Annotated in this window: 13 protein-coding genes; 6 read left to right on the plus strand and 7 right to left on the minus strand. The window is 66.5% G+C overall.

The window, feature by feature from the left end; all coding sequences use genetic code 11:
- From Q0L89_RS12255 to Q0L89_RS12265, 3 genes are read left to right on the plus strand one after another with little or no spacing between them, the layout of a single operon-like run.
- Positions 1-570 (plus strand): tetratricopeptide repeat protein, encoded by a 570-nt coding sequence (locus Q0L89_RS12255; protein WP_296765510.1) that lies wholly within the window; start codon positions 1-3, stop codon positions 568-570.
- 30 nt (positions 571-600) lie between these two features.
- Positions 601-1458 carry a tetratricopeptide repeat protein gene (locus tag Q0L89_RS12260; RefSeq protein ID WP_296765513.1) on the plus strand — a complete coding sequence of 286 codons (858 nt, stop codon included), beginning with the start codon at positions 601-603 and terminating at the stop codon, positions 1456-1458.
- Positions 1459-1507: 49 nt separating this feature from the next.
- Positions 1508-2017, plus strand: a complete 510-nt coding sequence (locus Q0L89_RS12265) for a prepilin peptidase (RefSeq protein ID WP_296765515.1) — start codon at positions 1508-1510, stop codon at positions 2015-2017.
- 17 nt (positions 2018-2034) lie between these two features.
- Here the strand turns inward: Q0L89_RS12265 and Q0L89_RS12270 are convergent, their stop codons facing one another.
- Positions 2035-3705, minus strand: a complete 1671-nt coding sequence (locus Q0L89_RS12270) for a hypothetical protein (protein WP_296765518.1) — start codon at positions 3703-3705, stop codon at positions 2035-2037.
- 128 nt (positions 3706-3833) lie between these two features.
- On the opposite strand from Q0L89_RS12270, the gene Q0L89_RS12275 reads away from it, so the two are divergent.
- Positions 3834-5147, plus strand: coding sequence for an ATPase (locus Q0L89_RS12275; RefSeq protein WP_296765538.1), 1314 nt, complete (start codon positions 3834-3836; stop codon positions 5145-5147).
- A gap of 106 nt (positions 5148-5253) precedes the next feature.
- Here the strand turns inward: Q0L89_RS12275 and Q0L89_RS12280 are convergent, their stop codons facing one another.
- Positions 5254-5673 carry a hypothetical protein gene (locus tag Q0L89_RS12280; protein ID WP_296765520.1) on the minus strand — a complete coding sequence of 140 codons (420 nt, stop codon included), beginning with the start codon at positions 5671-5673 and terminating at the stop codon, positions 5254-5256.
- Between the two features lie 286 nt (positions 5674-5959).
- On the opposite strand from Q0L89_RS12280, the gene pdeM reads away from it, so the two are divergent.
- Complete coding sequence (gene pdeM, locus Q0L89_RS12285) at positions 5960-6622, plus strand: ligase-associated DNA damage response endonuclease PdeM (protein ID WP_296765540.1); 663 nt, start codon at positions 5960-5962, stop codon at positions 6620-6622.
- Positions 6623-6631: 9 nt separating this feature from the next.
- On the opposite strand, the gene Q0L89_RS12290 is transcribed toward pdeM, so the two are convergent.
- Positions 6632-7417, minus strand: coding sequence for a LytTR family DNA-binding domain-containing protein (locus Q0L89_RS12290; RefSeq protein WP_296765523.1), 786 nt, complete (start codon positions 7415-7417; stop codon positions 6632-6634).
- A 146-nt stretch (positions 7418-7563) separates the two neighbouring features.
- On the opposite strand from Q0L89_RS12290, the gene Q0L89_RS12295 reads away from it, so the two are divergent.
- On the plus strand, positions 7564-7998 hold the full coding sequence (locus Q0L89_RS12295; protein WP_296765525.1) for a PaaI family thioesterase: 435 nt from the start codon (positions 7564-7566) through the stop codon (positions 7996-7998).
- A 99-nt stretch (positions 7999-8097) separates the two neighbouring features.
- On the opposite strand, the gene folD is transcribed toward Q0L89_RS12295, so the two are convergent.
- The 4 genes from folD to Q0L89_RS12315 form a co-directional block, all read right to left on the minus strand.
- Positions 8098-9015 carry a bifunctional methylenetetrahydrofolate dehydrogenase/methenyltetrahydrofolate cyclohydrolase FolD gene (gene folD / locus Q0L89_RS12300; protein WP_296765528.1) on the minus strand — a complete coding sequence of 306 codons (918 nt, stop codon included), beginning with the start codon at positions 9013-9015 and terminating at the stop codon, positions 8098-8100.
- 12 nt (positions 9016-9027) lie between these two features.
- Positions 9028-9915, minus strand: coding sequence for a bifunctional 5,10-methylenetetrahydrofolate dehydrogenase/5,10-methenyltetrahydrofolate cyclohydrolase (locus Q0L89_RS12305; RefSeq protein ID WP_296765530.1), 888 nt, complete (start codon positions 9913-9915; stop codon positions 9028-9030).
- Positions 9916-9929: 14 nt separating this feature from the next.
- Positions 9930-10223 (minus strand): chorismate mutase, encoded by a 294-nt coding sequence (locus Q0L89_RS12310; protein WP_296765533.1) that lies wholly within the window; start codon positions 10221-10223, stop codon positions 9930-9932.
- A gap of 68 nt (positions 10224-10291) precedes the next feature.
- On the minus strand, positions 10292-11296 hold a 1005-nt coding region (locus Q0L89_RS12315; RefSeq protein WP_296765535.1), incomplete at its 5' end, for a formate--tetrahydrofolate ligase.

The following is an 11296-nucleotide window of genomic DNA, read 5'->3' on the forward strand; positions in this document are numbered from 1 at the left end:
ATGACGGCACGGCGCACGGCGAGCGGTTTCTTCCTGTTGCTGGTCCTTGCCCTGCCCGCTTGCAATGCGGGCGGGTTCTCAATACCGGCGCAAGGGCCCTACGCGCCGGGTTCGGAACCGGGCGCAGAAGCGGTGGACGGGCTGACCGTGGGTCACCGCCTGATGCGGGCGGGCCAGCCGGAACCGGCGCTCGATGCCTATACCCGCGCCGCGCTTGAACAGGGGATGACCGTCGACGTGCTGTCGGGACTGGGCAGCGCCAACCTTGCGCTCGGGCGTCTGGGGCAGGCCGAAACGCTGCTGCGCCGCGCGGTGCGCAGCGACGATGCCGTCCCGGAAGCCTGGAACAACCTCGGCGTGGCACTGATGGAGCAGGGAGAAACCCCCGAGGCCGTCGAGGTCTTTCGCCGCGCCTACGCGCTCGATAATGGCGAAAGTGACGCAATTCGCGACAATTTGCGCCTGGCCCTCGCAAAATTCCGCGAACGGCGCTACGATGGGGCGAAAGAACAAGATTACAAATTGGTGCGTCGCGGCAGTGGGGAATACCTTATCCGTACGATACCATGACGAGGCAAGAGCAGTAAGAGGACGCAAGAAATGCGCCACCCCAGACAACTGGCCTTTGGCCTGATCGGGCTCGTCGCCCTGTCCGCCTGCGAAAAGCCCGGCGGCGATGCGGTGGATCGGGCGTTCAGGGATGTCAACGTCGTCGACGAGGCCAACCTCGGCGACATCATGCTGACCGTCGCCGACCCCGAAGAGGCGGTCGCCTATTTCCAGCGCACCAGCGCCGAGAACCCCGACCTTATCGGCCCGCAACGCGGGCTGGCGCGATCGCTGTTGCGCGCCGGGCGCGAGACAGAGGCAGTCAGCGCCTGGGACAAGGTCACCCGCCATCCCGAGGCCACCAACGAGGACCGAGTCGATCACGCCGACGCTCTGATCCGCAACGGCAAATGGGAAGCGGCGGCGAAGGTTCTCGACAGCGTTCCGCCCACCTTCGAGACCTACAAGCGCTACCGCCTCGAAGCGATGATCGCCGATTCCGAGGAAAACTGGGAAAAGGCCGACCATTTCTACGACACCGCCGCGGGCCTGACCACCCAGCCCGCCGGGGTGCTCAACAACTGGGGCTATTCCAAGCTGACCCGCGGCGATTACCCAGAGGCAGAGCGCCTGTTCACCGAAGCCATCCGCCGTGACCGCGGTCTTTTCACCGCCAAGAATAACCTGGTACTGGCGCGCGGCTCACAGCAGAAATACAGCCTGCCGGTGATCCCGATGGACCAGGTGGAGCGGGCGCAACTGCTGCACACGCTGGCGCTCAGCGCCATCAAGCAGGGCGACGTGGCGATCGGCAAAGGCCTCTTGAACGAGGCGATCGAAACCCACCCGCAGCATTTCGAGACCGCCGTGCGCAGCCTGCGCGCGCTGGAAAACAACGTGGTCAACTGATCGCCGCTCTCCGGGATATGGCAGCAGACACCAGCGAGGCGAGGCCAAGATGACGCTTGAAATCCCGGCCGCGGCCGCCCTGTGGTTTCTGCCCTTTGCCCTGCCGCTGTGCATCTGGGTCGCCTGGAGCGACTTGCGCGACATGCGCATTCCCAACCGCGCGGTACTGGCGCTGGCGGCGGTATTCGTGGTGGTCGGGCCGCTGACCCTGCCGCAGTCGGTCTTCGCCTGGCAGATGCTGCATCTTGTGGTGGTGCTGCTCGTGGGCATGGGGCTCAATGCCGCGGGGCTTCTGGGCGCGGGCGATGCCAAGTTCGCCGCCGCCGCCGCGCCCTTTGTCGCGCTCGGCGACGTTCGCTTCGTGATCGCGCTGTTCGCGGCCAACCTTCTGGCCGCGTTCATCACTCACCGGCTCGCCGCGCGCTCGGCCCTGCGCCGGCTGGCGCCGGACTGGCAGAGCTGGACCCGGCACACCGAGTTTCCCATGGGGCTGTCTCTGGGCCCGACGCTGGCGATCTACCTCGTGCTCGGCGCGCTGTGGGGCACCACCACCGGCTGAGTAGGCCCGCGCGGCCGTTATTCGGCGACGCGGCCGCCGACCCGATAAAGCGTGTAAAGCGGCGTGCGCACCAGTTCGGCCAGACCGATTTTCTGCGCCTCGATCTGCTGGACGAAAGCATGGCGCACCTCGGGCGCGACAGGGCAAGCGGGTACCAGCAGGTACTCCGCCGCCTCAATCCCCGGTGCGCCGCCATAGTACCACGGCGCCGAGCCTGACACCGGGCGCAGGTTACCGAACAACCACACCCCGCCGTAAAGATCCGCGCTCAGCACCCGCCGGCCACCATAGCCGCGCGCCTCAAGGTCGGCGGCGATGGCGCTCAGCCATGCGATGAGCCCGCTGCTCAGCTTGCACTGCCGCAGGGTGCGGCCCTGCAACACCGTCGGCTCGGGGCGCTCGGCGATGCGGCGGAACCATTCCAGCCCGCCACCGGGCAGGTCCAGCGGGATCTGCCCGTCCACCCTCGCGGCACGCACCCGCACCGCGTGGATGTCGTCATGCGCCGTTTCGCCCCCGAACAGGCGGCTGAACGGGGCCGTGGGTTGCAGCAGGTGACGCACCGGGCTGTACCCGATGTTGAGTGCCGGCGCCGCCACCAGAACCAGCGCCACGGTGCCGGCGGTGACCAGCGCGCCATCGCGCCCGCGATCGGCGCGCAACCCCTGCCCCGGATCGCGCCGGTGGCTCAGCATCACCAGCCCCAGCAGGAACAGCCACAGCGGATCGTTGCCGAAATTCTGCCAGGTCACGTATACGAACCCCGGCAGCGCCACGAACAGGATATAGCCGGCCGGGTCGTTCTCCAGCCGCCGCAGCAGAACGACGCAAGCCAACGCCACGCCCGTCACCAGCACGTAGGCCGGCGACAGCACGATCTGCGACAGGCTCAGACCCGGTTGTGGGCGCACCTCGGAGCGCGCCACCGCCAACAGATCGCCCAGGTAAGCCGACCAGAACCCGATACCCAGCATGACCGTCAGGACCGCCGCCACCGTTGCCCCCGAAAACAGCGCCAACGCCAGCGCCCGCCACTGCCCGCGCAGGCCCAGCCCCAGCAACACCGCCGGCGCGAAAGCCACGAAATAGGTGGCCTTGATCAGCGCCAGCGCCGCCATGCAAAGCCCGATCAGCAGCCCTTCGCCGCGCGGGGCGCGCAGCGTGGTACCGCCGGCGCGCTGTCCGGCGCCCGCGTCCCCGGCCCGGATCGGCAGCAGCACCAGCGCCAGCGGGACGAAGGCCACCGCCCAGGCCCAGCGGTTGTAATGCATCGAGATCGACACGTTGCGCACCGTCTCGCCGTGTACCAGCGCCACGATCAGCAGCAGCCCGCCAGCACCAAACGCCAGCGCCGGCCCGATTCGCATGCGGCTGGCGCCGACCCACCACAACGCCGGAAGCATCGCCGCGGCCACCAGCATCTGTCCCCACAGGATGGCGTTGCCGGCCCCCGTTCCGGCGCGCACCAGCCACGCCATCGGTACGAACGACCCAATGCCGATCGGGGTCATGAAATCGACGTGCGGCAACTCGCCCGCGGCGATGCGCAGAACGATCTGGATCAGGTGGAGCGTGTCGCCCTCGTGCTTGGCGAAATAGAACCCGCCCTTGAGCGCCACGACCACCGCCAGAACGAACCACAACGCCAGCAGCGAAACGAACAATCCTGCCTTTTCCGCCCTGCTCATGTACGCCCTTGTCCATTTTTTTGCCACTTTATCAGGCCACGATGATCAAGGCACGGGTTTTCGGCCCGCCCGGCCGCATGCGCGATGGCCGGTTCATTCACTGCGAAACAGGATGCGAGAGCGACCAGATGAACATGCACTCTCCCGAAACCATGGTTCAGCCGCCCACACCGCCGCGCGACCTGTCGGAAATGCGCCTGCCGATGGTGATGATGCGTGACATCCTGATCAAGACCATGTTTCGCAAAAGCCTCACGGCGCTCAGCGACCTGGCCGAGGCGCTGTGCGTGCCGCAGCACATCACGCAGGAGCTGCTGGACATCGCGCGCCAGAACCGCCTGGTCGAGGCGACCGGCAGCCTCAACGCCAGCGCAGGCGGCATGCCGGGCTTCCAACTCAGCGAGGCCGGCAAGGCCCGCGCCCTCGACGCGCTGGCGCAATCGGAATACTACGGCGCCATGCCGGTGCCGCTGGACGTGTATCGCGAACAGGTGGCGCGCCAATCGATCCGAAACATCCAGATCACACGCGAGGATCTGACCCGCGCCATGGGGGATCTGGTGCTGCCGCCCTCGCTGTTGTCCAACCTCGGCCCGGCGGTCAGTTCCGGGCGGTCGATCCTGATGTATGGCCCACCCGGCAACGGCAAATCCTCGATCTCGAACGGCATCCGCGACGCGCTTGGCGACCGCATCTATGTGCCGCGGGCGGTGGAATATGCCGGGCAGGTCATCACCGTCTACGACCCTGTCGTTCACTGCGCCGCCGAGACCGAGCGCGACGACCCGGGCAGCCTGCGCCGCAAGCGCGGCTTCGATACCCGCTACGTGCGCTGCCAGCGCCCCACGGTGATCACCGGGGGCGAGCTGTCGCTCGACATGCTCGACCTGGTCTACAACCCGACCGCGCGCACCTACCAGGCGCCGCTACAGTTCAAGTCGATGGGCGGCATCTTTATCGTCGACGACCTCGGTCGCCAGGCCGAGCCGCCGCAAACACTCGTCAACCGCTGGATCGTGCCGCTGGAGGAATCCAAGGATATCCTGGCCCTGCAATCGGGCGAGAAATTCGAAGTGCCTTTCGACACGCTGGTGATTTTCTCGACCAACTTCCATCCCAACGAGATCTTCGATCAGGCCGCGCTGCGCCGGATTTTCTACAAGATCCGCATCGATGGGCCCGACCAGCAGGATTTTCTCAAGATCCTGGCACTGGTTGCCCGCAAGAAAGGCATCACCCTCAACGAGGATGCGCTGGTGCACCTGCTACACGAGAAGTATCCGCAGATCGACAACGTCTATGCCAACTACCAGCCGGTATTCCTCATCGACCAGATGATCGCCATCTGCAACTTCGAAGGTATCCCGCACCAGATGACGCCCGACCTGATCGACCGCGCTTGGGACAACATGTTCGTACGCGAAGGCGCGGTGGTGCGCTGACATCCGTACCGTGCAAGCGAGCCCTGCCTGACCGAAAAGGCCGGCGGGCGCACGAATGTCGTCGCCGGGAACGGACGGGATGCACGCTGACCGTTCCCGGCAGTCTTCATTGGACGAATAGCGTGCGGATCAACTCCGCCTGGCGGCCACGGTCGCCGCCGGTGATCTCGCTGACGGACTGCCCTGATAGGACCTCGAAGCCATTGTCGCGCAACCGGCCGAGGCCGTCCTGAACCGTGTGACCCGACAGCGCGATCACCCGTTCGATCGGCGCGCGCTCGACCGCGCCCATCAGCAGCGGCACCGGGCTGCCGCCCGTCGCCCCCGCCGGGGCCAGGTCGAAAAGGCTCAACCCCATCACCACCATCGACACCCCCATGATGCCAATACCCCAAGGCTTGCGGAAATAGGTCGTCAGCGCGCGAAAGTTCAAGACCAGGTGCGCGATCACCGCCGCGGCCATGACCCAACCGATCCATTCGTGCGCTGGCCTGGTAAGCCCGGGGCTGAAGTGAAAAAACAACATGAGTCCCGAGATCGTCACGATAAACGTCGATCCGACGGTTAGCGGTGTTGCCCATTTGCGCAGAAATTTCATCGTCTTCTCCATCTATACGCGTTGCCTCACCGTTAAACGCGGGGTCGCGCCGTATCCGTCGCGGCGGCATCGAAATATTTGGATTGTTGATCTGGCCCGCACGCGCCGCGGGCGCTCGCTCTGCCTCATCATCGGCTGCCCCTCGGCCCGGACGCCCCCTGCGGGCCTCGGTCACGGCTTGCAATGTCCAACCCGGCCCGCCAAACAGGGGCGCATGAGCGGCTATGCCTTCTCCCTTGCCGGCGTGCAGTTGGTCGCGCTCGGCTCCGGCGCCCTGCACTGGCCAGAGGCGGCGCTGCTCTGTGTCTCGGACCTGCATCTTGGCAAGTCGGACCACGCCGCCCGGCAAGGGGCGGCCGCCCTGCCCCCCTTTGAGACCCGCGATACCCTGTTGCGGCTCCAAGCCGATCTCGACGCAACCGGGACCCGCACCGTGGTCTGTCTGGGCGATTCCTTCGACGACAGCGCCGACGCGTTGCCGGAGTCCGAGCAGACCTGGATCGCCCGGCTCCAGGCCGGGCGCAGCTGGATCTGGATCGCGGGCAACCATGACCCAGGCCCGGTGTCGCTGGGCGGCAGTCACCTTGCCGAACTTCCCCGTCCGCCGCTGTGCTTTCGCCACATCGCCCAGGCCAGAGCCAGCGGCGAAGTCTCTGGCCACTACCACCCAATGGCCAGGGCCGCCCTACGCGGGCACAGCGTCGCGCAGCCGTGTTTCCTGCTCGACGGCGATCGCATGATCCTGCCCGCCTATGGCGGCCATACCGGCGGGCTCGATTGTCGCGACCCGGCCCTTGCCCGGCTCATGCGTCCCGAGGCACTGGCCATCCTCACCGGCGCGGCACCTCTGCCGGTGCCGATGCCGCGGGCGCGCTGAACGGATCGCTCAGACGATCCCCGCCGCCTCCAGCTCGGAGCGATGCTTGCGGCTGACAGGCACCCGCACACCGTTCGCCAGAACAAGCACCACGCGCCCCTCCTCGCGGGTCACCGCGCGGATGGCGGCCCGTGCCACCCAGTGCGACCGATGCGTTCGAAACCCCTCGACACCGTCCATCTCGTCGATCGCGTCGCGCAAACGCATCCGCAGACGGTATTCGCCATCGGGCGTCTCGACGGTCACGAAATGATCCATCGCCGACAGGTGCAGGACCGGGCCGGCGGCTCCATCGGGCAAGCGCCGCGACAGCCGCGGCGGCTTCGGCAGGGGCGGCGCGGCGAGCTCCCGCGCGCCCGACGTTTCCTGCATCAGGCCGCCGTTCAAGAGGATACGGCGCAGCGCGGTAATGACGAAAGCCGCCATCAGAACAAACCCGGCGATCCGCGCCATCATCGCCGGCCCCGCAGCCATGCCGTCCGACATCCAACGCGCCAGGACATAGACCAGCGGGCTGAACACCACCGTGAAAATACCCAGTTCGCACACCCATCCTGCCAGCGGGCGATGGCCTCTGCCCATCCGGCGCTGGCACAACGCATGGATCACCTGGCCCAGGACGATGCCGACCGCCCCGGTCACCGCCCAGAACGGCAATCTTGCAACCGCCCCCATCGGCACATGCGCCCCGAAGGGGGCAGTCACCACCGCCGCCAGAACGGCCAGCATCCATATCGCAAAGACATAGGACGAGAAGAAATTGCGCACCGCGCGCTTTAACAGAATGGCTACCACCGCAACCGAACCCTAAATACGATAATTTCCAAAAGCAAATATTGCCAATGGCTTACCATGCGCTTACCGGAGGTTGCAAACGGATGGACGTTGCCGTTGGCCCCGCCGGACGCTAATGCTGTTTCCGACACGGCAAGGGAGGGCGCATGACCCACACCGACAGCGATATGGACGCCCGGATCCGACGCAGCTTCGCGGCGCAAAGCATGATGGAAACCCTCGGCGCCGAGCTGATCGAAATCGCGCCCGGTCGGGTGGTGATCGAGGCCCCTATTCTGCCTTCGGTGCGCCAACAGCACGGCGCCGCACATGCAGGGTTGAGCTTTTCCATCGGCGACAGCGCCGCCGGATATGCGGCGCTCACGCTTCTGCCCCCGGGTAGCGAGGTGATGACCGCCGAGATCAAGATCAACCTGCTTGCGCCCGCCACCGGCGCGCTTCTGGTCGCGACCGGCCGCGTCGTCAAGCCGGGGCGCCGGCTCGTTGTCGTTGCCGCCGAGGTGCACGCCCGGGACGCGACGGGCGACATGCGCCAGGTCGCGCTATTGCAAGGCACGATGGTCCCTGTCCCGGCAAGCTGACCACCACCTGAAAGCGGCGCACCACGGGCCTTTTCCTCTCTGCCGAAATATCCCGCGGGAATCGCCCGCGGGCCACGGGGGTAGAGCCCCCTCCCCCGTTCAGGCGGTCAGGCCCTCGGGCTCGGCCACACCGTTGGCGCGGCAGCAGGCGGTCAGCGTGTTGGCCAGCAGGCAGGCGATGGTCATCGGCCCGACGCCGCCGGGCACCGGGGTGATGGCGCCTGCGACCTGCGCCGCGCTGTCGAAATCGACGTCGCCCACCAGACGCATCTTGACCGAGCCATCCTCGTTGGCGCCCTTCTCGGGCGCCTCGATCCGGTTAATGCCGACGTCGATCACCGTCGCGCCGGGCTTGATCCACTCGCCCGGCACCATGCGCGGGCGCCCCACCGCGGCCACCACGATATCAGCGCGGCGCACCACCTGCGCGAGGTCGCGCGTGCGCGAATGCGCGATGGTCACGGTGCAGCTATCGCCCAGCAGCAACTGCGCCATCGGTTTGCCCACGATATTGCTGCGCCCGATCACCACCGCCTCCTTGCCGCTGAGCGATCCCAGTTGATTGCGCAGCATCATCAGGCACCCAAGCGGCGTGCACGGCACCATCGACTTCTGCCCCGTCGCCAACCGCCCCACGTTCGAAATGTGGAATCCGTCCACGTCCTTGTCTGGGTCAACCCGATTGACGATCAGCTCTTCATCAAGATGAGAAGGCAGCGGCAACTGCACGAGAATCCCGTGAATTTCCGGATCGGCGTTCAACCGGTCAAGAAGTTCGAGCAGATCCTCCTGCGCGGTATCGGCGGGCAGCTTGTGTTCGAATGACGACATTCCACACTCGATCGTCTGCTTTCCCTTGTTGCGCACATAGACTTGGCTGGCAGGGTCTTCACCGACCAACACCACCGCCAGCCCCGGGGTGATCCCGTGGTCGTCCTTCAACCGCGCCACATGCGCCGCCACCTTTTCGCGCACCTTCGCCGCGAACGCCTTGCCGTCGATTATCTGCGCCGTCATCGCCGTGTCCTTTCAAATGTCGGTCCGGGCATACATGTCCCGGTAGTGGTCCATCTGCATACGGGTCGCAAGCACCGCGTTCTTCATCAGCGTCGCCACCGTCACCGGGCCGACCCCACCGGGCACCGGCGTGATCCAGCCCGCCACCTGGGCGCAACTGTCGAAATCCGCATCGCCCACCGTGCGCACGCCGTCATCGGTTTCCACACGGTTGATGCCGATGTCGATCAACGCCGCCCCGGGGCGGATCATCTCTCCGGTGACCAGCCCCGCGCGCCCCACCGCCACGAACACCGCATCGGCGGCGCGGCTGTGCATCGCGACGCTGCGGGTCATGTGGTGGCACACCGTCACCGTGGCGCCCAGCCCCATCAGCAGAAAGGCGATCGGCTTGCCGACGATCTCGGAATGGCCGATCACGGTGACGTCCAGCCCCTCGAGGCTGAGCGGCAAGGTCTTGAGTATCGCGACCGCACCGCCGTACACGGCCCCAACGCCAGATCGTTGTAGACGATGTTGCCGATCGAGGCCGGGTGCATCCCCTCGACATCCTTGAGCGGGTGCACCGCCTTTTGCAGCGCCTTCACCGGGATATGCGCCGGCAATGGGCGCTGAATAATGATGCCGTTGGCGCGGGTCGGCGTTGAGCCCGTGCAGCACGCCCACCAACTGCTCCATCGAGATCGTCTCGGGGTAGGTGCGGGTTTCGAACTGCACGCCGGCGGCCTCGGCGCTGCGGCTCTGGTTGCGCACGTACAGCTCCGCCGCCGCCGTGTCGCCGACGCTGATCGACACCAGCCGCGGCTGCCAGCCCTGATCGGCCAGCGTCGCCGCGTCCTCGGCCGCCTCGGCGCGGATCGTCGCCGCGATGGCTTTCCCGTCGATCACTGCCGCGCGCATGGCGCCTCTCCCTTTCACGGGTCCAGTCTTCGCGCCTCGCGGGCGATGGACCATTCGATCAATTCGCGCCACAGCCGTTCGGCCAGGTCCGCATCCAGCCCCTGCGCGTGCGCGGCGGCGCGCACATTGGCAATCACCTCGTCCACCCGTGAGCCGACCCGCGCCGGCACCCCCTCGGCCTGCTTGAGCGTCACCGCCCGGTCGATATAGCCTGCCCGTGCCGCCAACAACGCGATCAGCTTTTCATCCAGCGCATCAATGGCCGCGCGAAGATCGGTCATGGTGGTGCAGGTTTCGGGCGCGCGCATGGCTGGGCCTCCTGTTGCCGCATCGGGGTCGGCCCCTGCTAGCGCACGCGCGCCCGATCTTCCATGCGTCAGAAAAGCCCCTCGACGTCGCCATCGGCATTGAGCTTGATCGCCTCCGCCGCCGGGCGCGAAGGCAGGCCCGGCATGGTCATGATCTCGCCGCAGATCACCACCACGAACCCCGCGCCCGCCGACAGGCGCACCTCGCGCACCGGCACCGAATGACCCAGGGGCGCGCCGCGCAGCGTCGGGTCGGTGCTGAACGAATATTGCGTCTTGGCCATGCACACCGGCAGGTGTCCGTATCCCGCGTCTTCCCATTCGCGCAACTGGTTGCGGATCTTGGCATCGGCCAGCACCTCGTCGGCGCGGTAGATCGACCTGGCAATGCGGTCGATCTTGTCGAACAGCGGCAGCTCGTCGCGATAGAGCGGCGCAAATTGCGACACGCCGGAATCGGCGATCTCGGCCACCCGCGTGGCCAGGGCCTCGGCGCCTTCCGAGCCCTTCTCCCAGTGCTGGCACAGGATCGCCTCGGACCCTTGGGTTTCGGCATAGTCCTTGATCGCCTGCACCTCGGCATCGGTATCGGTGACGAAATGGTTGATCGCCACCACCACCGGCACGCCGAATGACTTGAGGTTGCCGATATGCCGGCCGAGGTTGTCGCAGCCGTCCTTGACCGCTTGCACATTCTCGGGCCCCAGGTCGGCCTTGGCCACGCCGCCATTCATCTTCATCGCGCGCACGGTGGCCACCAGCACCACGCAATCGGGCGCCAGGCCGGCTTTACGGCACTTGATGTTCATGAACTTCTCGGCGCCCAGGTCTGCGCCGAACCCGGCTTCGGTGACCACGTAATCGGCGATCTTCAAGGCGGTCGTCGTTGCCGTGACCGAGTTGCAGCCATGCGCGATATTGGCGAACGGACCGCCGTGGATGAAGGCGGGCGTGCCTTCAAGCGTCTGCACCAGGTTCGGCGCAATCGCCTCCTTCAGCAGCGCAGTCATGGCGCCATGCGCCTTGAGATCGGCTGCACGGATCGGCTTGCGATCGCGGGTATAGGCAACGAT

Origin of the sequence: Sediminimonas sp., assembly GCF_024637375.1 — a bacterium.
In the GTDB taxonomy this organism is placed as follows: Bacteria; Pseudomonadota; Alphaproteobacteria; order Rhodobacterales; family Rhodobacteraceae; genus Sediminimonas.

Bases quoted from the DNA above. Each gene is read 5' to 3' on its own strand.
- Q0L89_RS12255 (WP_296765510.1), top strand. From the start codon at position 1: ATGACGGCACGGCGCACGGCGAGCGGTTTCTTCCTGTTGCTGGTCCTT.
- Q0L89_RS12260 (WP_296765513.1), top strand. From the start codon at position 601: ATGCGCCACCCCAGACAACTGGCCTTTGGCCTGATCGGGCTCGTCGCC.
- Q0L89_RS12265 (WP_296765515.1), top strand. From the start codon at position 1,508: ATGACGCTTGAAATCCCGGCCGCGGCCGCCCTGTGGTTTCTGCCCTTT.
- Q0L89_RS12270 (WP_296765518.1), bottom strand. From the start codon at position 3,705: ATGAGCAGGGCGGAAAAGGCAGGATTGTTCGTTTCGCTGCTGGCGTTG.
- Q0L89_RS12275 (WP_296765538.1), top strand. From the start codon at position 3,834: ATGAACATGCACTCTCCCGAAACCATGGTTCAGCCGCCCACACCGCCG.
- Q0L89_RS12280 (WP_296765520.1), bottom strand. From the start codon at position 5,673: ATGTTGTTTTTTCACTTCAGCCCCGGGCTTACCAGGCCAGCGCACGAA.
- pdeM (WP_296765540.1), top strand. From the start codon at position 5,960: ATGAGCGGCTATGCCTTCTCCCTTGCCGGCGTGCAGTTGGTCGCGCTC.
- Q0L89_RS12295 (WP_296765525.1), top strand. From the start codon at position 7,564: ATGACCCACACCGACAGCGATATGGACGCCCGGATCCGACGCAGCTTC.
- folD (WP_296765528.1), bottom strand. From the start codon at position 9,015: ATGACGGCGCAGATAATCGACGGCAAGGCGTTCGCGGCGAAGGTGCGC.
- Q0L89_RS12305 (WP_296765530.1), bottom strand. From the start codon at position 9,915: ATGCGCGCGGCAGTGATCGACGGGAAAGCCATCGCGGCGACGATCCGC.
- Q0L89_RS12310 (WP_296765533.1), bottom strand. From the start codon at position 10,223: ATGCGCGCGCCCGAAACCTGCACCACCATGACCGATCTTCGCGCGGCC.